Below are 25,009 nucleotides of genomic sequence, written 5' to 3' on the forward strand. Positions count from 1 at the left end.
AGCAGCGAGATGAAGAAGATTTCAAGGGCAAGGATGGACATGCTTCCATCCTAACGCCCGGTCCGGACGGTCCCCGACAGGATCTGCCCGCCCGCGAGGTGCGCTCAGGTGAGGAACAGCTTGTCGAGGAGGTACACGACGGCGCCGATGGCGAGCACGGGCGCGATCCCGGCGGCGACGGCCGCGATGACCGCGAGCGGTGCCTCCCGGCCGACGAGCAGGCGGCGGGTCCCCGCGATGACCACGCCGCAGGCGAGCCCGACCACCGCGGCGGCGAGCGCCGGCACGTCCGTGAACAGGAGCGCCCCGAGGGGGCCGGCCAGTGCGGCGAGGGCGACGGCGACGGGCGCGACGATGCGGTCGGGGAAGGGCAGGAGGCTGACGGCGATCGCGACGAGGACGCTGACCCCGGTGACGAGCGTCATGCCGGAGTCGGCGGCGTTCGCGAAGAGGCGGTCGGCGGCGACCCAGCCCGACCCCATACCAACGATGACCGCTCCCGCGCTCGCGCCGAGCGTCGACTCGAGCCGGAGGCTCTGCCCGGTGCCGCGGAGGAGCTGGATCATGAAGACCGCCCCCACCCCGAGGGCCACGGAGGCGGGGAACCAGGTGAGGAAGGACGGACCGGGGGTGGTGCCCGTGAGGACGACGGCGAGCAGGGCGCTCAGCCCGATGGCCGTCGACAGGCTCTTCCGGGCGGGGACGCGCAGGACGTAGGGCCAGCCGACGGCGGTCAGGAGGCAGGCGACGGCCGTGACGATCATGACGGCCGTCGGGGAGATGTAGGAGGACGCGACGATCGCCCCGGTCGCCAGCGCCGCGGCCCCGGCCGCTGCGGCCACGCTCGTCCTCTTCACCCGAGCAATACTGCCCTACCCGCACAGGGGCTGCGAAAACCCGCGTACGGAGGGAGTAGGGGTGGGTGAGCCCTCTCACAGGGCGGCGGCTATACTTGTCCAAATCTCTACCGCCGTCGGATCCCGGCCGGATCCGAGGGCAGCCCTGCCCGATGATGCGCATCCCCGACCCGTGGAGGACTCATGCCGCACATCCTGATGCTGACCAACACCACCGGCTCGTCCGTCGAGATCCTGCCGGCGCTCGAACTGCTCAATCACAAGGTGCACACCCTGGCGGCCGAGCCCACAGCCCTGCTGGACACCGATCCGTGCGACGTCGTGCTGGTGGACGCACGGAAGGACCTGGTCGGCGCCCGCTCCCTCACCCAGCTCCTCAAGGCCACGGGCCTGAGCGCCCCCCTCGTCCTCGTGCTCACCGAGGGCGGCATGGCGGCGGTCGCCGCCAACTGGCTGGCGGACGACGTCGTCCTCGACTCGGCCGGTCCCGCGGAGGTGGAGGCGCGACTGCGCCTGGTCATCGCCCGGTCCACGGCGGCCGGCCAGGAGACGAGTACGGAGATCCACGCGTCGGGTGTGGTGATCGACGAGGCCAGCTACACCGCGCGGGTGGGCGGTGAGCCGCTGAACCTCACCTACAAGGAGTTCGAGCTGCTGAAGTACCTGGCGCAGCACCCCGGCCGTGTCTTCACCCGCGACCAGCTCCTGCACGAGGTGTGGGGCTACGACTACTACGGGGGTACGCGCACCGTGGACGTGCACGTGCGGCGCCTGCGCGCGAAGCTGGGGTCCGACCACGAGCAGCTGATCGGGACGGTGCGGAACGTGGGCTACCGGTTCACGCTGACGCGCCTGCCCGAGGACCGCAGCTCGGTCGACCAGAACGTCTGAGTCCGGGACGGCCCCGGCACGCAGAAGCCCCCTCCACCCGCGGGTGGAGGGGGCTTCTGCGTCGTCCCTCGCGGGACAGTGGTGGAGGACATACGGGTCGAACGTATCGCGGGCGCCCCACTGGCGCATCCCCCTCGAGCGTGTTCCAGAATAGCGTACGGCCCGCAGGGCGCCAAACCCCGTGGCGGGCGGGGCTAGGCTGGGCGCATGACCGCCGCGCAGCCTCTTCCCACCTGGTCCGTCGAGAGGACCGAGGGCGCCCCCGGGGCCGCCGTCCTCGACGACATCCGTCGGCTCGCCGCCGCAGCGGTGGAGGCGGACGGCAACCCGCCCCTGTCGGAGCAGACGCTCCTGACCCTCCGCGCACAGGACGCCGGCGACCGCCTGCTCGTCCTCACGGCACGCACCGCCGGGCAGCAGGACGCCGAGCTCGCCGGTGTCGCCGTCATCACCCGCGGCACGGACGGCGCGGTCCTCGAGCTCGTCGTCGGCCCCGACTGCCGCGGGGAGGGAGCCGGCACCGCTCTCATCGAGGCGGTCCTGGCCGAGGGGATCGACGATCTGCAGGGCTGGTCGCACGGCAACCACTCCGCCGCCGCGGACCTCGCCGCACGCTTCGGTTTCGTCCCCGTGCGCGAACTGTGGCGCATGCGCCTGACGCGGGCGGCCGCCGAGCAGTCCGTCCCGGAGGTGCGCCTGCCCGACGGCGTGGCGCTGCGGGCGTTCGTCCGCGGCCAGGACGAGGAGGCGTGGCTCGCCGCCAACGCGGCGGCGTTCGCCCACCATCCCGAGCAGGGCGCCACCACGCGTGCGGACCTCGAGGCACGCATGGACGAGGACTGGTTCGACGCCGACGGCTTCCTGCTCGCCGTGCGCGAGGAGGACGGCGCACTGCTCGGCTTCCACTGGACCAAGGTGCACCCCGGCATCGGTGCGCACCCACCCATGGGCGAGGTCTACGTGGTGGGCGTGACGCCCGGGGCGCAGGGGCTGGGCCTCGGCAAGGCGCTGACGATCGCGGGCATCGAGCACCTCCACGGCAGGGGCCTGCAGGCCATCATGCTGTACGTCGACGCGGACAACACCGCCGCCGTCGCCCTGTACCGGAAGCTCGGTTTCACCCGCTGGGACGTCGACGTCATGTACGCGGGCAAACGGGCCGAACCCACCTTGTAAGGTTGTTTCCGAGGCGTGTCCAGGCCCGGCGGGCGTGGACACGCGCCCATGCCCGCCCACGCTGCAGGAGACGCAATGGATGAGACACGACGCCGGAGCGCGTCCCTGTACGGATCGTCGGAGACGGCTCCGGCCCGGGCGACCCAGGACCGCATCGACATCCCCGACTTCGCCCCGAGCCTCCTGCCCACCGGCGACATCCGCCCCGACCGCTTCCTGGACCGCGAGATCAGCTGGCTCGACTTCAACGCCCGCGTCCTCGAACTGGCCGAGGACCCCGACCTGTTCCTGCTCGAGCGCGTCAACTTCCTCTCCATCTTCGCGTCGAACCTCGACGAGTTCTTCATGGTGCGCGTCGCCGGCCTGAAGCGGCGCATCGCCACCGGCCTGGCCGTACCCTCCGCGGCGGGGCTCAGCCCCATCGAGCAGCTCGAGAAGATCATGAGTGACGGCTACCAGCTGCAGCAGCGCCATGCCGCCGTGTTCGCCGAGCACATCCGGCCGGCGCTCGCCGAGGAGCAGATCCACCTCACCACCTGGGATGAGCTGGACGAGACCGCTCGCGCCGAGCTGCACAAGATGTTCGCCGAGAAGGTCTTCCCGATCCTCACGCCGCTCGCCGTCGACCCCGCCCATCCCTTCCCGTACATCTCGGGGCTGTCCCTGAACCTCGCCGTCGTGGTCCGCAACCCGGTCAGCGACAAGGAGCTCTTCGCGCGCGTCAAGGTGCCCGACCAGCTGCCGCGCCTGATGTCCGTCGACGGACCGCGTGCCGGGAACGTCGCCGGGCGCATCGCGCGCTTCATCCCGCTCGAGGAGGTCATCGCCGTCCACCTCGACCAGCTCTTCCCCGGCATGGAGGTCCTGGAGCACCACCTGTTCCGGGTCACGCGCAACGAGGACCTCGAGGTCGAGGAGGACGACGCCGAGAACCTCCTGCAGGCCCTCGAGAAGGAGCTCCTGCGCCGCCGGTTCGGCCCGCCCGTGCGCCTGGAGGTCACCACGGACATCAACCCGAGCATCCGGGCGCTCCTGTCGCGCGAGCTCGGCGTGGAGGAGGACGAGGTCTACACGCTCCCCGCCCCCCTGGACCTGCGGGGCCTCAGCGTGATCGCCGGGATCGACCGCGGCGACCTGCACTACCCGAAGCACGTCCCGCACACGAGCCGCCACCTCAACGAGAGCGAGACCTCGAAGGCCGCGAACGTGTTCGCCGCCATGCGGCGCCGCGACATCCTGCTGCACCACCCGTACGACTCGTTCTCGACGTCCGTGCAGGCGTTCCTGGAGCAGGCCGCCGCGGATCCCAAGGTCCAGGCCATCAAGCAGACGCTCTACCGGACCTCGGGCGACTCGCCCATCGTCGACGCCCTGATCGACGCCGCCGAGGCGGGCAAGCAGGTGCTGGCCCTCGTGGAGATCAAGGCCCGCTTCGACGAGCAGGCGAACATCTCCTGGGCCCGGAAGCTCGAGCAGGCCGGTGTGCACGTGGTCTACGGCATCGTGGGCCTCAAGACGCACTGCAAGCTCTCGCTCGTGGTGCGGCAGGAGATCGACGGCCTGCGCCGCTACTGCCACATCGGCACGGGCAACTACCACCCCCGGACGGCCCGCTACTACGAGGACCTCGGTCTGCTCACCGCCAACGAGCAGGTGGGCCAGGACCTCTCGCGCCTGTTCAACCAGCTCTCGGGCTACGCCCCGAAGTCCACGTTCAAGCGCCTGCTCGTCGCTCCGCGCTCGGTCCGCTCGGGCCTGATCGACCGGATCGAACGGGAGATCGCGAACAAGCAGGCGGGCCGCGCCGCCCGTGTGGTCATCAAGGTCAACTCGATGGTGGACGAGGCGATCATCGACTCGCTCTACCGCGCCTCGCAGGCCGGCGTGACGGTGGACGTGATCGTCCGCGGCATCTGCTCGGTCCGGCCCGGGGTCCCGGGGCTCAGCGAGAACGTGACCGTCCGCTCCGTCCTGGGCCGGTTCCTGGAGCACTCGCGCGTCTTCGCCTTCGCGAACGGCGGCGAGCCTGCCGTGTTCATCGGCTCCGCGGACATGATGCACCGCAACCTGGACCGCCGCGTGGAGGCCCTCGTGCAGCTCAGTGCGCCGGAGGACATCTCCTACCTGATGAGCCTCATGGACCGCTACATGAACCCCGGGGTCTCCAGCTGGCACCTCGACGAGACGGGCTGCTGGACGCGCCACCACAAGGACGACGACGGCGCGCCCCTCGAGGACATCCAGTCCTGGCTGCTCGCATCGAGGGCCCGGCAGCGAGCGGTGTCACGCCGCTGATGGCCGCACCGATCGACGACACCACCGCCGCTCCGCCCCAGGGCGCGGGCCGGGTCATCGCCGCCGGGACGCTCTGCTGGCGGCTGGAGAAGGGCCGCCTCCAGGTCCTGATCATCCACCGGCCGCGCTACCGGGACTGGTCGTGGCCGAAGGGCAAGCTGGATCCGGGCGAGACGACGCCGGAGTGCGCCATCCGCGAGACCTTCGAGGAGGTGGGCCTGAGCGTCAAGCTCGGCATCCCCCTCGCCACCATCAGCTACCCGGTGTCCTCGGGCGAGAAGGTCGTCCTGTACTGGGCCGCGCGGACCGACCGTCTGCGTCCCGTGCCGGACGGCAAGGAGGTGGACCGGGTGCAGTGGGTGTCGCCGGAGAAGGCGCGCGACCTGCTGAGCAATCCGTCCGACGTCGAGCCCCTCGACGCCCTCGTCGCGGCGCACGACGCGAAGGACCTGCACACCTGGCCCCTGATCGTGGTGCGCCACGCGAAGGCGAAGCCGCGCTCCTCCTGGAGCCGGGCGGAGGGCGACCGGCCCCTCGCCGCCACGGGTCGACGGCAGGCGATCGCGGTGAGCCGCCTGCTGCAGGCGTGGAACCCGGAGCGCGTGGTGAGCAGCCCGTGGGAGCGCTGCGTGCAGACCATCTCCCCCTACGTGAACCAGCGCAGCGCGAAGTTGAAGCTCGTCGACGCCCTCACGGAACGCGATGCCGCCCGCAGGCCCGGTCGCACCAGGGCCTCGGTGGAGCGGGTCCTGGACAAGCGCCGGTCCGTGGCCCTGTGCACGCACCGGCCGGTGCTGCCGCTCGTGTTCTCGGTGCTGGCCGGTCACATGCCGGCCGCGCTGCGGGAGCTCCTGCCGGTCGACGATCCCTATCTCGCCCCCGGGGAGGCTGTCATCTGCCAGGTGAGCAGTTCGAACCAGGGCCGCATCGTCTCGGTGGAGCAGTTCCGCGCGTACGACGACTGACCTGCCGGCTCGACGGGGAGGAGCAGTTCACGTGGAGTCAGCGCCGATACGGCCTCCGTTCACGCCGTGTTCATCCCGCGTGCCTAGTGTCGGACCTTCACCCACGGAGCGGCAGCGACGACAGGACGGCACCCATGGCCGATGTGAAGGGCCTCGTGCGGGCACTCGCACCGCACGAGATCGAGCAGATCCACCGGATCGGGCCCTCGGGGCCGTTGACGCCGAGACTCCTCCACGCCATCGATCGTGCTGCCGGCGGTCCCGGCGAGGGCCGAGGCTACTACGTCTATGGCCGTCCGTCCGACAGCGACCGGCCTCGGCCGTTCGTCCTGCGCGACGATGTGTGCGCCGAGCTGTTCGGCCGCCACTAGGGTCGGTGCCGACCGGCCCCCGTCCCCCGCAGTCCGCTCGGTGGCGGTGACGGGATGAGGCCCTCCCCCGGGACGTCCGCCGCCCTCGCCGCTCCGGCGGATCCGCCGCCGCGTGTGTCGCTCCGCCTGCGGGACATCGGGTCCGCTGCGGTGCTGCCGGAGGTCGGTGCGATGCTCGCACTCCTCGACGACGGCGAACACGCGCGGGCGGGGCGCGCCGATGACCCCGCGGCGGCCGGGTCCTTCGTCGCCGGCCGGTACCTCCTGCGCCTGCTCGCCGCCGAACTCCTCGGTGTGCCCGCGGCGGACCTCGTGACGTGCTTCTCGTGTCCGCGCTGCGGACCTGTCCCCGGAACCGATCACGGGCGCCCTGCGTACCTCCTCGACGGCGGACCGGTGCCCCTGGCGCTCAGCCTCTCGCGGGCCGGGGGGTTCGCCCTCCTGGGAGCGCTCGACCTGCGGGGCGTCGTTCGTGCAGGCCACACGTCGTCCGGCGCCGCCGGGGCTCCCCCGCCGTCCCTCGGCGTCGATCTCGCCGCGGTGTCCACCGTCGCGTTCGACGGCTTCGACGACGTCGCCCTGACTCCCGGCGAGCGGCGCGCCGTCCGGCGGCTTGCCCCCGCCCACCGGGATCGGGCCCGGGCACGCCTGTGGACGCGCAAGGAGGCTCTGCTCAAGGCACTGGGCACCGGCTTCGCAGAGTGCGACCCGGACACGGTCGGTGTGCTGGAGGACGGCAGGATCACCGATCTCCACGCCGTCGACGGTGCCGTGCTGGAGCCGCTGGGCCTGGTGGCGGCGGTCGCCGTCGTCCCGTGAGGCCGAGGGAGCATCGTTCCCCGGGACCCGAGGACCAGCGGCGCACGAGTCTCGAAAGCCATTGGCGTGGCCCGAACGCTACCGCCCGGGGCGCGTGGGGCTACCGGTGCCCGAAGAGGTGATGGGCCGTCCCGCCGGTCCACAGGGCGGGCAGTGCAGGCAGTGCCTCCGCGAACAGCCACGGCTCCAGCAGGTCCTCCACGGCCACGCCCGGGAGCTCGTGTGCCGCGAGCGCGATGAAGTCGGGCGTGGTGACCGTCGCGAAGCGGTACTCCGCCGACCAGGTACGCAGCAGCCCGAAGAAGGCGTCGTCCCCGGCGGCGGTGCGGAGCGCATGCAGTGCGAGGGCGCCCCGCTTGTACACGCGGTCGTCGAACATGTCGCGGGCACCGGGGTCACCGACCAGGAGGTCCTGGGGTTCCCGGGCGAGACGCTGGTGGGTGGACCGTGCATGGGCATCCGCCGTCGTCGATCCGCCGGCCTCCGACCAGAGCCACTCGGCGTAGCAGGCGAAGCCCTCGTGCAGCCAGATGTCCTGCCAGCGCGCCGCCGTCACCGAGTTGCCGAACCACTGGTGTGCGAGTTCGTGGGCGATCAGCCGCTGGGCGTCCCAGCCCTGGTGGAGGTGGTTGCGGCCGATGATCGAGAGTGTCTGCGCCTCGAGGGGGATCTCGAGCTCGTCGTCGGCGACCACCACGAGGTACTGGGGGTAGGGGTAGGGCCCGAACCGCTCCTCGAACGCGGTCATCATCTCGTGGTGCCGGGCCAGCGCCGCCCGGGCGGCGGGCGCGAGCGAGGCCGGCACGGCGGCGTACTGGGGCACGGGGCTCCCCTGCCCGCGGGGCGCCGCGTGGGCGGGGAGGGCGACGGCCGGCCGTGCCGGATCGTTCAGTGCCACGAGGTCGTAGCGGCCGATCTGGACCGTCGCGAGGTACGTGGCCATGGGCTCCGCCTGCTCGTACACCCAGGTGGTCCGGCTGGACCTGTCGATGCGCGAGACGAGCACGCCGTTGCAGATGGCCCGGTAGCCGGAGTCGGTGGTGACTGTGAACCGGTAGGCGGCCTTCTGCGAGGGGTGGTCGTTGCAGGGGAACCAGGACGGTGCTCCGGTGGGCTGGCCCGCCACGAGGACGCCGTCGGTCAGTTCCTCCCAGCCGACCTCGCCCCAGATCCCGGAGAGGGGCGCGGGGTTGCCCTCGTAGCGGATGTCGAGGCGGAACTCGGCGTCGTCCGGTACCGGATCGCGGAACGCTACCAAGAGCTTCCCGGCGCGGTCCTTGAAGGAGCGGATGCGGACGGTGTCCGAGGTCACCTTGGTGGTCCGGAGCCCGCTGAGGTCGAGTTCGAGCTGCCGCAGCTCGCGGTGCGCGGTCAGCGTGAGGACGGCGCGGCCCGCCAGACGGTTGCTGGCGAGCCGGTAGTCCAGGCCCAGGTCGTAGTGGCGCACGCGATAGGAGGTGCTGCCGCTGGCCGGTGTGTACGGATCCGGCGCCGGGCCTTCGGGACCACTGCTCACGCAGGATCTCCGGGACCGGACCAGGAGCTGACCGGGTTCCCCATCCAGTAGGTCCCTGCCGGGACCGTCTCGCCGCGCATCACGAGCGACGCCGGGCCCACGGTGGCACCGGCAGCGATGTCCGCTGCGGGGAGGATCACGCTGTGGGGGCCCAGGGTCGCGCCTGCGGCGAGTTCCACGGTGTCCATGCTCATGATCCTGTCATGGAAGAGATGGGTCTGCACGACGCAGCCACGGTTGACGGTGGATCCGGGACCGAGCGTGACGAGGTCCGCCTCGGGCAGCCAGTAGCTCTCGCACCACACGCCGGAGCCGATCGTCGACCCGAGGGCACGGAGCCACCACACGAGGGCCGGCGTGCCGCTGGCCGCACGGGCGAACCAGGGCGCGCTCACACTCTCGATGAAGGTGTCCACCACCTCGTTGCGCCAGATGAACGAGCTCCACAGCGGGTGCTCCCCCGCCGTGATCCGGCCGACGAGCAGCCATTTCGCGATGACGGCGCTGCCGGCCGCGACCGCGCCGAGCACCATGAAGACGACGCCGCTCAGCAGTGCCGCCAGGAGGTGACCGCCCTGCCGGGCGAGCGCGTCGAAGATCACGAGGGCTGCCGCGGCGATGACCACGGTGAGGACGACCGGCACACCCCGGCACAGTTCCCAGAAGGCGCGGGCGATCTTGAGGCGGCGGGGCGGCTGGAAGGTGCGGCTCTGGTCCCCGGTGACGGCGAGCCGCCGCAGCCGCGACGGCGGACTGCCCAGCCAGGAGCTGCCGGCCTTGGCCTTCGCGGGCGTGGCCGACAGGACGGCGACGAGCGAGTTCTTCGGTACGCGCCGCCCTGCGGAGGTCATGCCCGAGTTGCCGAGGAACGCCCGGCGCCCGATCTTCGCCGGGGCGATCCGCACGTAGCCGCCGCCCAGTTCGTAGGAGGCCACCATGGTGTCGTCCGCGAGGAAGGCACCCTCGCCGATGGTGGTCATCTTCGGGATGAGCAGCACGGTGGAGGCCTCGACGTTGCGGCCCACGCGGGCTCCGAGGAGCCGGAGCCAGACCGGGGTGAACAGGCTGGCGTAGAGGGGGAACAGGAGGTCCCGTGCCATGTCGAGGGTCCGCTCCGTGGCCCAGATCTGCCAGCCGATGCGGCTGCGGGCCGGGTAGTAGCCCTCCTTCAGGCCGATCCCGAGGAGCCTGACCGTCCCGAGGACGAGGACGGCGTTGACGACGAGCCAGAGGACCGCGGCGAGGACCACGGGCCCCGCGAGCGACGGCCAGGCCGCCGAGAGCGACGGCGCCCCGCGCAGTGCCGCCACGACGGGCAGCGCGGCGACGACGGCGGCCAGGTACGGAATGAGCGCGAGCGCACCCGATGCCGCGGCGAAGGCCAGGAACGTCAGGCGGGACCGCCCCGCGGAGCCGGTGGCCGGCGCGGCGGGCCAGTCCTGCTTGGCCTTCCCCGCCCGCGTGGCGGGTGAGCCCGAGAACAGCTGGCCCGCCTTCACCGTGCCCTGCACGGCCGATCCGGGGGCGACCTCCGCGCCGGACCCGACGCTCGCGCCCGGCATGAGCGTGCTGCGCGCACCGATGACGGCTCCGGCCCCGATGGTGATGGCCCCGATGTGGACGCGGTCGCCGTCGATCCACCAGCCCGAGAGATCGACCTCCGGTTCCACGGACGCCCCGGCGCCCAGGGTCAGCAGGCCGGTGACGGGAGGGACCGAGTGGAGGTCGACGTCCGGCCCGATCCTCGCGCCGAGCGCCCGCGCGTAGACCGGCACCCAGGGGGCGCTCGCGAGGCCGACCGCGCCCACGCTGTCGGAGATCTGCTCGGCGAGCCAGAGCCTCAGGTGCACCCGGCCCGACCGCGGGTACACACCGGGCTGCACGCCGCCGAGCAGGAGGCGGGCCGCCACGACGGACAGTCCCATGCGGCCGACCGGGCTGACGAAGACGAGCCACGACGCCGCCACCCACCACCAGGACAGGGTCGGTGCGGCCGTGAGGATCCCCAGTGCGGCGAGCACGTTGTTCGCGATCATGGCGTAGGTCAGCCAGCGCATGCCCGCGAGGAACTGGAGCGGGATGCCCATGAGGGTCTGGAACACCTGCGATCGGCGGGCGGTGTGACGGACGGTCCGTTCGGGGGCCGCGACCTGTTCGTCGCCGTCGCCGGTCCCGGCGGCGAAGGCCGCCAGGGCGCCGAGCCGCGGGTGCGCGTAGACGTCGGCGACGGTGATGACCGGGTAGCGTGCCCGGATCAGCGACACGAGCCGGGCGGCGGCGAGCGACCCGCCGCCGTGGAGGAAGAAGTCGGCGTCCTCGTCGGCTGGTACCGTGCCGAGGACGGCGGCCCACTGGTCGGCGATCCACTGCACGCGCGGATCGAGGTCCTCGAGCGCCGTCGCGTCCCCGGCCTCGCCCATGCCGACCAGGGGCCAGGGCAGGGCGTTCCGGTCCACCTTGCCGCTCGTCTTGGTGGGCAGCGCGTCGGTGACGGCCAGGAGGGGGACGAGCGCTGCGGGGAGTTGCTCGGCCAGCAGGGCACGGAGGGCCGGCAGGTCGGGCCCGGGCCCGGCCGGGACGAGGTAGCCGACCAGGAGCTGGTTACCCGACCGCGTCGTCTGCACGGCAGCGGCCGCGCCGGCGATGCCGGGCAGGGCCTGCAGGGCGGCGTCCACCTCGCCCAGCTCGATGCGGCGGCCCCCGAGCTTCACCTGGTCGTCGGCCCGGCCGATGAACACGAGGCCGGCGGCGTCGAGCTGCACGAGGTCGCCCGATCGGTAGGCCCGCTCCCACCCGAGGGTGGGCAACGGCGCGTACTTCTCGGCGTCCTTGGCCGCGTCCAGGTAGCGGGCCAGGCCCACGCCCCCGATGATCAGCTCGCCGATGCCGCCCTCCTGCACGGGCAGGCCGGACTCGTCGACCACGGCGAGGTCCCAGCCGTCCAGCGGCAGGCCGATGCGGACGGGTCCCTCGCCGCCGAGGCGGGCGGCGCAGGCGACGACGGTCGCCTCGGTGGGACCGTAGGTGTTCCAGACCTCGCGGTCGTGGACGGTGAGGCGCTGTGCGAGCTCCGGCGGGCACGCTTCCCCGCCGAAGATGAGGAGGCGGACGTTCTCGAGGGCGTCGGCGGGCCAGAGTGCCGCGAGGGTGGGGACGGTGGAGACCACCGTGATCCCGCGGGCGATGAGCCAGGGCCCGAGGTCGACGCCGGTGCGGACGAGCGCGCGCGGGGCCGGGACGAGGCAGGCGCCGTGCCGCCAGGCCAGCCACATCTCCTCGCAGGACGCGTCGAACGCTACGGACAGTCCGGCGAGCACGCGGTCGGTGGGCCCGATGGGATCGTCCTGCAGGAACAGGCGCGCCTCGGCGTCGACGAAGGCGGCAGCGGATCGGTGGCTGACCGCGACCCCCTTCGGCGTCCCCGTCGAGCCCGACGTGAAGATGACCCAGGCGTCGTCGTCGGGCGTCGGCTCCCCGGTGCCGCCCCGCCGTCCGCCCGTCCCGGGACCCAGCGACAGCCCCTGCCCCACGATGACGGCGGCCTGCGACTCCGCGAACACCACGCGGGCGCGCTCGTCGGGGTCGTCGGCGTCGACCGGCACGTACGCCGCCCCTGCCGTGAGCACGCCGAGGATCGCGATGTAGAGCTCGTTGGTGCCGGAGGGGAGGCGCACACCCACGGTGTCGCCGCGCCCCACCCCGGCGTCGCGCAGGACGGCGGCGAACTGCCCGGCGGCCGTCACCAGCTCCGCGTAGCTGAGCGCGGTGGTCCCGTCATCGAGCGCGGAGGCGCTCGGGTGGGCGCTCGCGGTGGCGGACAGGATGTCGAGGAGGGTGCGAGGCGTCGGAGCGAGTCCGGAGGCGGCGAACCGGGCGGCCGGGGCGGCCTCGGTCTCGGTCGGGGGTGTGGTCACGCTGGGATTCTCCCGGTGGAATATGAACGGCAGGTGACGTGCGCGGCGGCCGCGGGCTCCGGGGCAGTCTACCGGGGCACGGGCCCCCGCTTCGGGCAGCCCGGCACGTCCTAGACTGGCTGGGTGAGCACTTCCATCCCCACCCCGTACGAGGACCTGCTGCGCGACGTCATGGCGAACGGCGCGGCCAAGAGCGACAGGACGGGCACCGGCACCCGGAGCGTCTTCGGGCGGCAACTCCGCTTCGACCTCGCCGAGTCCTTCCCGCTCATCACCACCAAGCGCGTGCACTTCAAGTCCGTGGCGCTCGAGCTGCTCTGGTTCCTGCGGGGCGACTCGAACGTCCGCTGGTTGCAGGAGCGCGGCGTGTCCATCTGGAACGAATGGGCGGACGACGACGGCGAGCTGGGACCCGTCTACGGCGTCCAGTGGCGTTCCTGGCCCACGCCCGACGGCGGCCACATCGACCAGATCACCCAGGTGGTCGAGGCCCTGAAGACCGACCCCGATTCCCGCCGGCATCTCGTCTCGGCGTGGAACGTCTCGGAGATCAAGGACATGGCCCTGCCGCCGTGCCACGTCTTCTTCCAGTTCTACGTGACGCCGGGAACCGACGGCGGTCCCGGCCGGCTGTCCTGCCAGCTGTACCAGCGGTCGGCCGACACCTTCCTCGGGGTGCCCTTCAACATCGCGTCCTACGCCCTGCTGACCCTCATGGTGGCGCAGCAGACCGGGCTCGAGCCCGGCGAGTTCATCTGGACCGGCGGCGACGTCCACGTCTACGACAACCACGTGGAGCAGGTGACCGAACAGCTGTCGCGGGAACCGTACCCGTACCCGCGGATCGCACTGAAGCGGACGCCGGACAGCATCCTCGACTACTCCCTCGAGGACTTCGAGGTGGTCGACTACCAGCACCACCCCACGATCAAGGCGCCGGTGGCGGTATGAGCGAGGCGACCTCGCACAGCAGCCTCGGCGTGTCCGAGGCCGTCGGTCCGCACCCCGTGGTCGGCATGATCTGGGCGCAGACCGAAAGCGGCGTGATCGGCAGGGACGGCGGTATCCCCTGGCACGTGCCCGAGGACATGGCGCATTTCAAGGCCACCACGACGGGACACCCCGTCATCATGGGCCGCCGGACGTGGGAGTCCTTCCCGTCGAAGTCGCGCCCCCTGCCGGACCGGACGAACATCGTCGTGTCCCGCTCCGGTGCCGACCTGCCGGGTGCCGTCGTCGTCGGGTCGCTCGACGCGGCGTTCGAGGCGGCGCAGGCCGCGCCCGGATCCGAGGAGATCTGGGTGATCGGCGGCGGCCGGGTCTACGCCGACGCCATGGAGCGGGCCAACGCGGTGCTCGTCACCGTCGTCGAATCCGATGCCCAGGGTGACACCGTGGCGCCGCCGCTCGGTACCGACTGGGCACTGGCGGCCCTGACGCCGGAGTCGGGCTGGCTGGAGTCCAGCACCGGGACCCGGTACCGCATCAGCCTCTGGACGAGGACACCCCGCGAGGACGCGGGGCGCTCAGGCGGGGTCTGAGCGCAGGGCCAGGACGGGCAGGTCCCCGTCCGTCTCGATCGCATCGCCGCCCCCGTTGCGGCTGTGGTAGCCGGTCGAGAAATGGCGGATCAGGTGGACATCAGTCCTCGGCTGCAGACTCGCGACGACCCAGTCGCGCTCGTCGTCCGTCCGTTCGGCGATCCTGTGGGTCACCTGGAAGGTGAACAGGGAGAGCCCCACGCTGCGGTCGAAGGTCGCGGCGCCCACGAGATCGACGTCGAACCCGCCCGGGAGGACCCATCCCGGCGGACACACCCAGAAGCGCACGTGGTGCCGCTGCGCAGGATTGCCCGCCACCTGCTGTTCGAAGGCGAGATCCTGCTTCTGCCCGAAGACGAACAGCGGGCTCACCGGGGCCGACGGGTAGCTGCGACGCAGGATCGACGCCGTGATGATGCGCCGGCTGCTCCGCAGCGTCAGCGGATCGGCCTCGGTCCAGCCGCAGGACAGCATGGCGGAGCGAAGGTCCCCGGCACTGCCGATGACGGCGAGGTTGACCGGATCGCCCAGGAGTCCGTCAGCGGTGCGGGTCCGTCCGATGAAGTAGTCGGGCACGTAGATCCTGGTGAGCAGCCGGTTGATCCGCGGCACCAGGACATAGGCGGCGAGCGCCCAGATGATCACGAACACCCAGGGCTGGCGGTAGCCGTCGTCCAGCTCGTCGAGGAAGAGTGCGTAGATCGCCCAGCCGGAGAGGACCACCACCACGAGGAAGAGGACACGCTGCCCCAGGAGTACTGCGGTGCTCACAGGCCTTCCCGCCCCGCCTACCGTGCCGCCGCTCCGGGCGGCTGGCGCCTCGTCCATCCGCCTATTCTAGGTCCGGGCGAGGAGCTAGGCTCGGACGGTGCCGCAGCCCGAGGACACCGAGGACGACGACGACGCCGAGCCGGCGAATCCGGGAGACCTGAGGTCCCGCTCCAGATCGGTGCTCACGCGGGGCACCTCGACGGACCGGACCGTGTTCTTCAGCGACGCGGTGTTCGCGATCGCCATGACACTGCTCGTCCTCGATCTGGAGGTCCCCGACGGCCTCGCGCCGGATCAGGTCGGTGCAGCGCTGGTGGGTCAGGTGTCGCACTTCTTCTCCTTCGCGCTCAGTTTCGCCGTCATCGGCAGTGCCTGGCTGAATCACCACCGGAAGTTCAGCGTGATCGTCCGTTACGACGTCCGTCTGCAGGTCCTGAATCTGCTGCTGCTCTTCTTCGTCGCCCTCCTTCCCCTGCCCACCAGCGTGCTCAGCGAGTACGGCGGGACGTCCTCGCCCTGGCCCGTGGTGGTCTACGCGGCGGTGGTCGCGGGCGTCTACTCCATGCTCGACGTGCTGTGGGTGTACGCGTGGCGGGCGAAGCTCATGGCGCCGACGGTCGATCGGGACCTCTACCTCTACGTGTTCCGGGGACTGCTCCCCGTACCACTGGTGTTCGCCGTGAGCATCCCGGTCGCTTTCCTGATGCCCGGCAACGCCATGTACCTGTGGCTCCTGATCATCCCGGCGGACCTCCTGTTCCACCGGATGTTCTCGACACCGGGGATACGGCCGCGGCAGGGGCGCGCCCCGGCGGCCTGAGGACCGGATGGGTACGTGTCCCCATCGCGGCCGCGGTCCTCTGCGGCTAGGCTCGACCGCAGTGCACGGCCCTGATCACGGGTCGACTGGACAAATGGGGATGACATGTCGGACGTCTGGGGATCCAACCCTGCGCAGTTGCGCGAGCTGGCGCAGCTGTGCTCGCAGGGCTCCACCACCATCACGGCGGCGAGCACGGCCATCGGCGCCGCCATCAACAACCAGTTCATGTGGAAGGGCAGCGACGCCGATCGGGTGCGCCAGCAGTGGAACGGATCCATGCGGCTGCACCTCGTCGCGGCAACCGACGCCCTGGAGAAGGTCTCCGCGGAACTGCTCGGACATGCCGACGAGCAGGAGACCGCGAGCGACGAGGGTGGCGGCGCAGGCCTGCCCGGCCCCGGTGTGCCGTTCGCGCCCGGACAGGGCGGGCAGGCCGGACAGGGCGGGCAGGATCCCGACAGTCCCTTCATGCAGGCGTGGAACACCTACAACGCGATCAAGGCGGTCCCGAACATGCGGGCGGGCCTGTACGACATCGCGGCCCTGCTGCATGCCGGTGGACCGTTCGACGCCGCTGCGTTCCAGGCGCTGCGGAACTCTGATGCGCTGAGCGGTCTCTTCAATACGTCGTCCGACCTCTTCGACGGCAAGTGGCACACCGCGTTCGGTCTCGCCGACGGGACGAAGGCCTTCGCAGCGTTCAAGGGGCTCGGAACGGGTCTCGGGCTCCTGGGTGCCGGGTTGGATACGTACGACGCCATCAGCAGCTACCAGGACGGCGAGTACGGCGACGCCGCCTACTCCGCTACCAAGGCGGTCCTCGGGGGACTCTCCTTCGCACCTCCCCCGGTCGGTACTGCTGCCATGGTCGCCAGCGGTGCACTCGCCCTCTACGACAATGTGCCGTTCATCCATGACGGCGTCAACGCCGCCGGGGCAGCGATCGCCCACGGTGCCACGGCCGCGGCGGATGCGGTCGGCGATGCTGCCGATGCCGTCGGCGACACCCTGTCCGACGGCGCGGAAGCCGTCGGCGACTTCTTCGGATTCTGAGACCTAGGACAGAGACATGACTGAGACCAGCACCGTACCCCCCGGCCCCGGCACGGTCGATCCCTACGCCGACGCCCTGGGTTTCGGCTATGCCGAGTTGGCGGCCCTGCTCGCGATGAGGCCCGGACCGGCGTCCACGGAGAGCGCTGCAGCACTGCGGATCACCGACGAGGCGTCCGACGGCGAGGTCATCCGGGCCGGGGCGTCCTCCCTCGTCGCGCACGGCCTCGCGACCGTCGGCGACGAGCGGGAGCTCGTGGTCGGCGGCGCCGTGGCGGCCGTGCTGTCAGCCCTGTCCGAGGCCGATCGCCGGGTCGACGTCGGGTTGCTCGTGCCCGGCGGGCCGGGCGACAGTGTGCTCCAGGTGGAATCGGCCGAGTTCTCCATCCTGCTGCAGCCCCGTTCCTACCTCTGCTGGTTCGCGATGGCCCAGGCCCCGTCGATGACGGGTGCGGAGGCTCTTCTCGCGATGATCTCCTCCCACCTGGACACGACGCCCGACGGCGGCGCCAGCGTCTACCGCAGGGAGACGCCGGGGAAGGGCCGCCTGCTCGTGAAGAGGGACCTGGGTGGATGGACCGTCGGCTACAAGTTCGAGGGAGATGACGTCATCGACCGACGCACCGGACTCGACGACCACGCCCTGCTGGCCGAGCTCACCGACATCAGGGGCGAATGACATGGTGTACGACGCAGCACGGCAGCGCCGGGACGACGCCACGACCGCCGAGCACGAACGCCTCGTCCGCGAGACCGGACAGCCGCGTATCCTGTCTCGGGCGAAGAACGGGGAGCTTGTCAGCTATCTCCCCGAGGAATACGGCAACGGGCGCAAAGGAATCGGCCCGAAGATCACCACGGCATGGGGCTACATCGTCTTCGTGATCATCGCCGGAGCGGTATCGCTCGTCGTCACGGCCGTCGTGGCCGCGCCGTTCATCGACCCTCGACCCGACCCCCCGCTGTTCGTGTGGGTCATCCCCCTGATGTTCCTCGGTACCACGGCACTCTTCGCCCGCTACATGATGATCGAGGTCCGGGCGGACCGCCTCCGGAAGCAGCGCGGCCTGCCCACGCCGTCGGAGCAGGCCGTCTAGCCGGCGCGGGGCGCAGTCACAAAGCGGCCGTGCCACGGGCACACCGCCTAAACTGGAAGGCATGACTTCAGCACCCGAGAGCCCTGCCCTGCCGTCCGTCGGATTCGTGGGCTGGCGCGGCATGGTCGGCTCGGTCCTCATGCAGCGACTCCAGGACGAGGGCGACTTCGCCCGCGTCAACCCCGTGTTCTTCTCGACGTCGGCTGCAGGCGGTGCGGCGCCGTCGTTCGCCGAGGGTGCCGGCACGCTGCAGGACGCGTACGACGTCGAGACCCTCGCCAAGCTGCCCATCATCGTGACGGCGCAGGGCGGCGACTACACCTCCGAGGTCTACCCGAAGCTGCGCGACGCCGGGTGGTCCGGCCTGTGGCTCGATGCCGCGTCGACGCTGCGCATGGAGCAGGACAGCGTGATCGTGCTGGACCCCGTCAACCGGTCCGCCATCGACGCCGGCCTGGCGAACGGCGTCCGGGACTTCGTCGGCGGCAACTGCACGGTCTCCTGCATGCTCATGGGGCTGGGCGGGCTCTTCCGCAACGGCCTGGTCGAGTGGGGCACGTCCATGACCTACCAGGCGGCATCGGGCGGCGGGGCGCGTCACATGCGCGAACTCCTGAACCAGTTCGGTGCGCTCCACGGGACCGTCGCCCTGAACCTCGACGATCCCGCCTCCGCCATCCTGGACATCGACCGGGCGATCCTCGCCAAGCAGCGTCACCCGAGCCTCGAAGCCTCGCAGTTCGGGGTCCCCCTGGCCGGTTCCGTCATCCCCTGGATCGACAGCGACCTCGGCGACGGCCGGTCCAAGGAGGAGTGGAAGGCCGGTGCGGAGACGAACAAGATCCTCGGCACCGAGACCCGCATCCCGTTCGACGGCCTGTGCGTCCGGGTGGGAGCCATGCGCTCGCACTCCCAGGCACTGACCCTGAAGCTGACGCAGGACCTGCCCGTCAGCGAGATCGAGTCGATCATCGCAGCCGACAACGAGTGGGTGCGGGTCATCCCCAACACCAAGGTGGACACCCTCGCCGGGCTGACCCCCGTCGCTGCCACCGGGTCCTTGGAGGTCCCCGTGGGCCGTATCCGCAAGCTGGAGATGGGCCCGGAGTACATCAGCGCCTTCACCGTGGGCGATCAGCTCCTGTGGGGTGCGGCCGAGCCGCTGCGACGCATGCTGATGATCGCCACCGGCAACCTCTGACGCCGGAGGGGGCCCGGCGACCTCCCGGTGCTGCGACTCCTGCACGACGCGGACGGGCGACCCCGGGCTGCCGGCGGCCGGGGCCGGGGCCGGGGCCGGGGGCATCCTGACCGGCGCCTTCGACCTTCGCACCTGCCCCGACCGAAAAGGTCGGAGGGCGCGTGCAGGATGAAGCGCATGGACCCCGTGAACGCAGACACCATCCTCCGGCGCTTCTTCGCGGTGAGTGGTCATGTGCAGCATCCCGAGAGCCTGCTGCGGTACGAGCGCGTGCAGGACCATCTCCGGGACTACCTCGAGCACATCGCTGCTGCCAGGCTCACGGACGCCGAGCAGGAGCTGCTCGCGCTCGAACGGCAGTTCGGGACGGACGCCCCCTACGTGCAGGTCATGGGCGCCCGGGAACTGCTGCACGCCCTGCCCGACTTCCTCGCGGGCCCACAGCTCCTCCCCGACTTCCACGACCGGCTGGCACAGATCAGCGTGGCGTCGCGCCTCGCGCAGTGGCTGTGCTCACGGCAACTCGTGCAGCGCGAGGACAGCTGGCACGACGTCGTCCTGACGCGTGCCGCGGCCGAGCAGGCACGCCGCTCCCCCGCACTGTGAGGTGCGCCGGCCTCCGCGGACGACGAGTTACAGGGCGCAGTTGATCAGCAGCGGTTCCGGCTCCAGGCGGATCCCGAACGCCTTCTCGACGCCGTCCCGCACCAGCCGTGCCACGGCCAGTAGATCGGACGCCGACGCCCCTCCCCGGTTCGTCACGGCGAGGGTGTGCTTCGTCGACAGCGACGCACGGCCACCCGCTGCCGCGTGCCCGTCGTCGTCCATCAGCCCGAAGCCCTTGGAGAACCCGGCATGCTCGATCAGCCAGGCCGCACTGAGCTTCACCTGGCCGTCCGTCCCTGCCGGGTACCGGGGGGCGTCCTCCGGCAGCCGGTCGGCGACGTCCTGGCCGACGATCGGGTTGGTGAAGAACGAGCCGGTGCTCCGGGTGTCCGCATCGGGACCGTCGAGCACCATGCCCTTGCCCCTGCGCAGCTTCAGCACCTCACGGCGCACGTCGTTGGCGTAGGCACGTGCTCCGACGTCGATGCGCAGCGCGCGGGCGAGCTCCGCGTACCGGACGGGCTTGCTCAGGCGCCCCAGCCCCAGCTGGAACTCGACGGACAGCACCACGTAGCGCGGCGAGCCGTTCACCGTGGTGCGCTTCAGGAGGGAGTCGCGGTAGCCGAACTGGAGCTCGAAGTTGGTGAAGCTCCTGATACGGTCCGTCTCGCGATCGTAGGTCCGCACCGTGGCGATGGTCTGGGAGACGTCGGACCCGTAGGCTCCGACGTTCTGCACCGGCGTGGCCCCGGTGGATCCCGGGATGCCCGAGAGCGCCTCGAGCCCCGAGAACGCATGCATCACGGTGTAGCGGACCAGGTCGTCCCAGTCGTGGCCGGCCTGGACATTGACCATGACGCCGCCGCAGGTCGCGTCGTCGTCGTTGACCGTGAAGCCCGTGGACCGGATGTGCACCACGGTGCCGTCGAACCCGTCGTCGCCGATCAGGAGGTTGGACCCGCCGCTGATGATGAGCAGCGGTTCCCCGGCGGCATCGGCTGCACGGACCGCGTCGACGATGCCCTGCTCGGTCGAGGCTTCGACGAGGGACCGCGCCGGACCTCCGACGCGCGCGGTCGTGAGGTCGGCCAGGCGCGTGCCCGTCATCGGAGCCGTCACGGGAGCCTCACCACGGCCTGCGCCTTCACGAGGACCTTCTGGCCCGCGTACGTCACGGTGAGGTCGATACGGGCGGTGGAGGCATCGGTGTCGATCGCGCCGACGACGCCCGTCACCTCGACGACGGCCCCGGGCTCGCCGGGCTGCGCTGTCGTGTCCTCGACGATGACGGGTCTGGTGAAACGCGTCTGGTAGTCGACGACGGCCGCCGGGTCCCCGATCCAGTCTGTCACGAGCTGGATGGCCGCCCCCATGGTGAACATGCCGTGGGCGATGACGCCGGGCAGGCCGACCCCCTCGGCGAAGGCCTGGTTCCAGTGGATGGGGTTGAAGTCCCCCGATGCCCCGGCGTACCGCACGAGGTCCTGCCGGGTGATGTGGAGCGTGGTGGTCCCGATCTGCTGACCGACCTCGAGGGTCGCTGTCGACACTGCCATGGCTACTGGTCCTCTCCGCGCACGAGGATGGACGACGTCGTGGTGGCCGTCCGCTCGCCGTCGATGGTGGTGATCTCGGCCCGGGTGGTGATCATGGCCCCGCCACCCATGGACCGCACCTGGTCCACGTGCAGCTCGGCGACGAGCTGGTCCCCGGCGATGATGGGCCGGTGGTGGACGAAGCGCTGGTCCGCGTGCACCACACGCGTGAAGTCGATGCCGGCCTCCGGGTCCCCGATGAGCTGCGCATCGGCCCGCTGGGCGACGATGATGGCGAACGTCGGCGGTGCCACGAGGTCGGCATGACCGAGAGCAGCCGCGGCCTCGACGTCGTAGTGCGCCGGGTGGGTGGCCTTCACGGCCCGGGCGAAGTCGCGGATGGCCTCGCGTCCCACGGAGTAGGTCTCTCCCGCGGGGTAGCTGCGCCCCTGCAGGTCGGGGTTGATGGTCATGGGTCCTCCGATGGAAGCGGCGTATGGCAGTACCTGCGGTACGTGGGCGGTGGGCGGCACGGCGGCGCGCGCCGTGCCGTTCGAGGTCAGCGCTGGTCCCTCATGCGGCGCCGGACATCGCGCGAGCGGACCACCATGCCGCTCAGGTGGCACACCATGCCGACCACGATGATCGGGATGCCCGTGAACACGAGGGCGGGCCGGCCGGTGGCGGCGCCCGCCACGGCGATGAGGATCCCGAGCGCCGTGGTCACCAGCGCGCAGATCACCAGCTTGCGGTACAGGTCCGAGCCGGTCTCCCAGGGCGTATTCAGCATGATCCGATTCTACTGCCGCGGGCGGACCGGACGCTCAGAAGAGGGCTTCCTGGACCGCGGGGACGGGCGTGCTGAAGTCGCCGAACCGCAGGCGCCTCCCCCTGAGCTGCGTGAGGTCCGCGACGAACAGGAGATCGGTGCCGTCGATCGCGACCACGGCCGAGGGTCCGATGACGTCGGCCACGCTGAAGCCGTGCCGTCCGCGGTCCAGCGGTTCCGGGTAGGGCTGCAGCCCCCTGCGGGCCAGCACCGCGGACCACGCCTCCGGTGGCTCGTACTCCTCGTGCACCACCTCGAATCCCGCGACGTCCACGCCGCCCTGCAGCAGCCCCCTGGCCGCCAGGGCGGAGCCGTCGTTGAGTCGCTCGAGCTGGCGCGCCGGCAGGGGTGCGCAGAGGGACGCGGCTTTCGTCCCGGATCTCACGGCCTGCGGGAGGCCGACACTCCGCGTGACCTCGTCCTCGAGGATCCGCACGATCCGCCCGTCGTCGGCGAGCGCCACGAACTGCGCGACGACGGCGCCCTGCTCCACGAGCCGTGCCCGTTTCCTGAGGTGCGACGCCGTGCCCACCTTGGTGGACCCGTCGGCGAAGGTCGCGACGTACAGCCAGTGGGGCTGGTCGAGGTAGCGTTTCAGGCCTGCCGGTGCGATCCCCGAGCGGTGGACGTCGTGCATGAAGCGGACGTCGTCCTGGGCGAGGCACCGGCCGCACTGATAGCCCCGTTCGGCCGGACGCTGGTCGGCGCAGGGCACCCAGGTGCGGTCGTCGCGTCCGTGCACGCGGTGGAATCCGAGGCAGTAGCGGCCCGTGGCCGACACCTCGAACGCCAGCCTCGTCCCCGGCGCGAGGGAGACGTCCCGCAGGCCCTGCTCCTCGGTGGGCGCACCGGCGACGGACGCGGAGGGCACCTCGCGCAGCGACAGGACCGGCTCGGTCCCGTGCCAGGTCACACCGCTGCAGAGATAGGTGAGGCTCACGGTGCCAGCCTAGGTGCGGGCACCCCCAGTATCGGCGGGAACCGGCGGATCAGGCGAGGACCGTGCTGAGGTCGTATGCCGCGGGGAGGTCGAGCTGCCCGAACGTGCAGGAGCGGGCCTCCCGGTCGGGCCGCCACCGTTCGAACTGCACGGTGTGCCGGAAGCGGTCCCCCTCCATCTGGTCGTACCGCACCTCGACCACGCGCCGCGGCTGCAGCCTGATGTAGGAGATGTCCCGGGCGGAGGCGAAGCGGCTGCGCTCGGTCTCGCCGCGTTCGGCCTCCCCGTCGCTGTTCCGCAGCACGTCGGCCTCGAGCTCCCCGACGAGTTCCAGCCTCCGCTGGTCCGAGAACGCCGAGATCCCGCCGACGTTGCGCAGCTCGCCGTCGTCGTCGTACAGGCCGAGCAGCAGCGACCCGACACCCTGGCCGGACTTGTGCACGCGGTAGCCGAGGACCACGGTGTCGGCGCTGCGGTGATGCTTGACCTTGAGCATGCGCCGCTTGTTGGGCTCGTAGGCGGCGCCCAGCGGCTTCGCCACCACGCCGTCCAGGCCCGCACCCTCGAACTCGACGAGCCAGCGCCGCGCGAGCTCGACGTCGTGCGTGATCTGCGAGAGGTGGACCGGCGCCGCGAAGGACGCACCGACGGACTCCAGCGCGCTGCGTCGCTTACTGAAGGGGGCGTCCGTCAGGTCGTCGTCGCCGAGGGCGAGCAGGTCGAAGGCCACGAACGACGACGGCGTCTCAGCGGCGAGGAGGCGCACCCGGCTCTCCGCCGGGTGGATGCGCTGGGACAGGGCGTCCCAGTCGAGCCGTTCCGCGCCGGGTTCGCCCCGCCGCACCACGATCTCGCCGTCGACGACGCAGCGTGCGGGCAGGATCCGCAGCAGGGCCTCGACGAGTTCGGGGAAGTACCGGGTCAGTGCCTTCGAGCCGCGGCTGCCGATCTCGCAGGTGCCGTCCTCGATCCTGACGACGGCACGGAAGCCGTCCCACTTCGGTTCGTACACGAGGCCGCCGGGTGCGCTGTCGGGTTCTGGGACCGTGTCCACGGCCTTGGCGAGCATCGGCTGGATGGGGAAGGGCAGGTCGGTCATGCCCTGATCGTGCCGTACGGGCCGCGCTCCTGGCTATCCGCGCTCTCCCGGACTCCTCACGGGCGCCTGGACTTTCCGCCTGGTGTGGCGGCCACGACGGCGGCCCGGAGAATCCGGGCCGCCGGTACCGGGCGGTCGGCTACGCTGTCTGGCCCTCGTGCGGGCCTTCCGCGATCTCCTCGAGGAGCTTGTCGTTGAAGGCCTCGAGGTCGCCCGGGTGGCGGCTGGTGACCAGGCCCTGGTCCACCACCACTTCCTCGTCGGTCCAGTTGGCTCCGGCGTTCTTCAGGTCCGTGGCGAGCGTGTGGTAGGAGGTGAGGTCGCGTCCGGCGACCACCCCGGCCTCGATGAGCAGCCAGGGTCCGTGGCAGATGGACGCCACGGGCTTGTGCTGCTCGAAGAACGCCCGTGTGAAGGCCTGGGCGTCCTTGTCGACGCGCAGGAAGTCGGCGTTGACCACACCGCCCGGCAGGACCAGGGCGTCGTAGTCGTCGGCGGACGCATCGGCGACCGCCAGGTCCACCTCGAACGTCTCGCCCTTGTCCACGCCGTCGAACCCCTGGAGCGTCCCCGTCTTCGGGGACACGAGCGTGGGGACCCCGCCAGCCTCCTTGACCGCGTTCCAGGGACTGGTGAGTTCGATCTGCTCGACCCCGTCGGTCAGCAGGAATGCGACCTTCTTGCCTGAGATGTCGTGTTCGGACATGCTG

At 71.2% G+C, this 25,009-nt stretch carries 25 protein-coding genes; 14 read left to right on the forward strand and 11 right to left on the reverse strand.

Annotation, left to right across the window (positions count from 1 at the left end; all coding sequences use genetic code 11):
- Nucleotides 1–104 precede the first annotated feature (104 nt).
- The gene (locus V6S67_RS13570; RefSeq protein ID WP_334210726.1) at nucleotides 105–857 is read right to left on the reverse strand and encodes a hypothetical protein; all 753 of its coding nucleotides are present in this window, start codon (nucleotides 855–857) and stop codon (nucleotides 105–107) included.
- Between the two features lie 183 nt (nucleotides 858–1,040).
- Between V6S67_RS13570 and V6S67_RS13575 the strand changes: the two genes are divergently transcribed.
- The 6 genes from V6S67_RS13575 (at nucleotide 1,041) to V6S67_RS13600 (ending at nucleotide 7,374) form a co-directional block, all read left to right on the forward strand.
- A complete protein-coding gene (locus V6S67_RS13575; protein WP_334210727.1) occupies nucleotides 1,041–1,748 on the forward strand; it encodes a winged helix-turn-helix transcriptional regulator in 708 nt (235 codons plus the stop codon).
- A gap of 207 nt (nucleotides 1,749–1,955) precedes the next feature.
- Nucleotides 1,956–2,924, forward strand: a complete 969-nt coding sequence (mshD, locus tag V6S67_RS13580) for a mycothiol synthase (RefSeq protein WP_334210728.1) — start codon at nucleotides 1,956–1,958, stop codon at nucleotides 2,922–2,924.
- Nucleotides 2,925–2,999: 75 nt separating this feature from the next.
- Nucleotides 3,000–5,219 carry an RNA degradosome polyphosphate kinase gene (locus V6S67_RS13585; protein ID WP_334210729.1) on the forward strand — a complete coding sequence of 740 codons (2,220 nt, stop codon included), beginning with the start codon at nucleotides 3,000–3,002 and terminating at the stop codon, nucleotides 5,217–5,219.
- Nucleotides 5,219–6,184 carry an NUDIX hydrolase gene (locus V6S67_RS13590; RefSeq protein WP_334210730.1) on the forward strand — a complete coding sequence of 322 codons (966 nt, stop codon included), beginning with the start codon at nucleotides 5,219–5,221 and terminating at the stop codon, nucleotides 6,182–6,184. Before V6S67_RS13585 ends, V6S67_RS13590 begins: the two co-directional genes overlap by 1 nt.
- Nucleotides 6,185–6,318: 134 nt before the next feature.
- Entirely contained in the window at nucleotides 6,319–6,555 is a 237-nt protein-coding gene (locus tag V6S67_RS13595) for a hypothetical protein (protein ID WP_334210731.1), read from the forward strand.
- Nucleotides 6,556–6,609: 54 nt separating this feature from the next.
- A complete protein-coding gene (locus V6S67_RS13600) occupies nucleotides 6,610–7,374 on the forward strand; it encodes a 4'-phosphopantetheinyl transferase family protein (protein ID WP_334210732.1) in 765 nt (254 codons plus the stop codon).
- 100 nt (nucleotides 7,375–7,474) lie between these two features.
- Here the strand turns inward: V6S67_RS13600 and V6S67_RS13605 are convergent, their stop codons facing one another.
- Both V6S67_RS13605 and V6S67_RS13610 read right to left on the reverse strand, forming a co-directional pair.
- Nucleotides 7,475–8,890, reverse strand: a complete 1,416-nt coding sequence (locus V6S67_RS13605) for a M1 family metallopeptidase (protein WP_334210733.1) — start codon at nucleotides 8,888–8,890, stop codon at nucleotides 7,475–7,477.
- The gene (locus V6S67_RS13610; protein ID WP_334210734.1) at nucleotides 8,887–12,804 is read right to left on the reverse strand and encodes a Pls/PosA family non-ribosomal peptide synthetase; all 3,918 of its coding nucleotides are present in this window, start codon (nucleotides 12,802–12,804) and stop codon (nucleotides 8,887–8,889) included. Before V6S67_RS13610 ends, V6S67_RS13605 begins: the two co-directional genes overlap by 4 nt.
- Nucleotides 12,805–12,975: 171 nt before the next feature.
- Between V6S67_RS13610 and V6S67_RS13615 the strand changes: the two genes are divergently transcribed.
- Nucleotides 12,976–13,755: a thymidylate synthase gene (locus V6S67_RS13615; RefSeq protein ID WP_334211601.1), complete on the forward strand. Its 780-nt coding sequence runs from the start codon at nucleotides 12,976–12,978 to the stop codon at nucleotides 13,753–13,755.
- On the forward strand, nucleotides 13,752–14,345 hold the full coding sequence (locus V6S67_RS13620; RefSeq protein ID WP_334210735.1) for a dihydrofolate reductase: 594 nt from the start codon (nucleotides 13,752–13,754) through the stop codon (nucleotides 14,343–14,345). Before V6S67_RS13615 ends, V6S67_RS13620 begins: the two co-directional genes overlap by 4 nt.
- On the opposite strand, the gene V6S67_RS13625 is transcribed toward V6S67_RS13620, so the two are convergent.
- The gene (locus V6S67_RS13625; protein WP_334210736.1) at nucleotides 14,331–15,116 is read right to left on the reverse strand and encodes an LssY C-terminal domain-containing protein; all 786 of its coding nucleotides are present in this window, start codon (nucleotides 15,114–15,116) and stop codon (nucleotides 14,331–14,333) included. The genes V6S67_RS13620 and V6S67_RS13625 overlap by 15 nt on opposite strands.
- Before the next feature lie 97 nt (nucleotides 15,117–15,213).
- Here V6S67_RS13625 and V6S67_RS13630 point away from each other — a divergent pair, with 97 nt between their 5' ends.
- From V6S67_RS13630 to V6S67_RS13655, 6 genes are all read left to right on the forward strand, one after another.
- Nucleotides 15,214–15,936 carry a TMEM175 family protein gene (locus V6S67_RS13630; RefSeq protein ID WP_334210737.1) on the forward strand — a complete coding sequence of 241 codons (723 nt, stop codon included), beginning with the start codon at nucleotides 15,214–15,216 and terminating at the stop codon, nucleotides 15,934–15,936.
- A 105-nt stretch (nucleotides 15,937–16,041) separates the two neighbouring features.
- Nucleotides 16,042–16,992, forward strand: coding sequence for a hypothetical protein (locus V6S67_RS13635; protein ID WP_334210738.1), 951 nt, complete (start codon nucleotides 16,042–16,044; stop codon nucleotides 16,990–16,992).
- A gap of 16 nt (nucleotides 16,993–17,008) precedes the next feature.
- On the forward strand, nucleotides 17,009–17,671 hold the full coding sequence (locus V6S67_RS13640; protein ID WP_334210739.1) for a hypothetical protein: 663 nt from the start codon (nucleotides 17,009–17,011) through the stop codon (nucleotides 17,669–17,671).
- Nucleotide 17,672: 1 nt separating this feature from the next.
- Complete coding sequence (locus tag V6S67_RS13645; protein WP_334210740.1) at nucleotides 17,673–18,089, forward strand: hypothetical protein; 417 nt, start codon at nucleotides 17,673–17,675, stop codon at nucleotides 18,087–18,089.
- A 61-nt stretch (nucleotides 18,090–18,150) separates the two neighbouring features.
- Entirely contained in the window at nucleotides 18,151–19,290 is a 1,140-nt protein-coding gene (gene asd / locus V6S67_RS13650) for an aspartate-semialdehyde dehydrogenase (RefSeq protein ID WP_334210741.1), read from the forward strand.
- A 177-nt stretch (nucleotides 19,291–19,467) separates the two neighbouring features.
- On the forward strand, nucleotides 19,468–19,896 hold the full coding sequence (locus tag V6S67_RS13655; protein WP_334210742.1) for a hypothetical protein: 429 nt from the start codon (nucleotides 19,468–19,470) through the stop codon (nucleotides 19,894–19,896).
- A 27-nt stretch (nucleotides 19,897–19,923) separates the two neighbouring features.
- On the opposite strand, the gene V6S67_RS13660 is transcribed toward V6S67_RS13655, so the two are convergent.
- The 7 genes from V6S67_RS13660 to V6S67_RS13690 form a co-directional block, all read right to left on the reverse strand.
- Complete coding sequence (locus V6S67_RS13660; RefSeq protein ID WP_334211602.1) at nucleotides 19,924–21,003, reverse strand: UDP-N-acetylmuramate dehydrogenase; 1,080 nt, start codon at nucleotides 21,001–21,003, stop codon at nucleotides 19,924–19,926.
- Nucleotides 21,004–21,011: 8 nt separating this feature from the next.
- Complete coding sequence (locus V6S67_RS13665) at nucleotides 21,012–21,452, reverse strand: MaoC family dehydratase (protein ID WP_334210743.1); 441 nt, start codon at nucleotides 21,450–21,452, stop codon at nucleotides 21,012–21,014.
- 2 nt (nucleotides 21,453–21,454) lie between these two features.
- Nucleotides 21,455–21,904 carry an FAS1-like dehydratase domain-containing protein gene (locus V6S67_RS13670; protein WP_334210744.1) on the reverse strand — a complete coding sequence of 150 codons (450 nt, stop codon included), beginning with the start codon at nucleotides 21,902–21,904 and terminating at the stop codon, nucleotides 21,455–21,457.
- 86 nt (nucleotides 21,905–21,990) lie between these two features.
- Nucleotides 21,991–22,221 (reverse strand): hypothetical protein, encoded by a 231-nt coding sequence (locus tag V6S67_RS13675; protein WP_334210745.1) that lies wholly within the window; start codon nucleotides 22,219–22,221, stop codon nucleotides 21,991–21,993.
- 34 nt (nucleotides 22,222–22,255) lie between these two features.
- On the reverse strand, nucleotides 22,256–23,200 hold the full coding sequence (locus tag V6S67_RS13680) for a DUF2797 domain-containing protein (RefSeq protein ID WP_334210746.1): 945 nt from the start codon (nucleotides 23,198–23,200) through the stop codon (nucleotides 22,256–22,258).
- Nucleotides 23,201–23,249: 49 nt separating this feature from the next.
- Complete coding sequence (locus tag V6S67_RS13685; RefSeq protein WP_334210747.1) at nucleotides 23,250–24,299, reverse strand: ATP-dependent DNA ligase; 1,050 nt, start codon at nucleotides 24,297–24,299, stop codon at nucleotides 23,250–23,252.
- Between the two features lie 139 nt (nucleotides 24,300–24,438).
- Nucleotides 24,439–25,005 (reverse strand): type 1 glutamine amidotransferase domain-containing protein, encoded by a 567-nt coding sequence (locus V6S67_RS13690; protein WP_334210748.1) that lies wholly within the window; start codon nucleotides 25,003–25,005, stop codon nucleotides 24,439–24,441.
- Nucleotides 25,006–25,009 lie beyond the last annotated feature (4 nt).

Origin of the sequence: Arthrobacter sp. Soc17.1.1.1, from assembly GCF_036867195.1 — a bacterium.
In the GTDB taxonomy this organism is placed as follows: Bacteria; Actinomycetota; Actinomycetes; order Actinomycetales; family Micrococcaceae; genus Arthrobacter_D.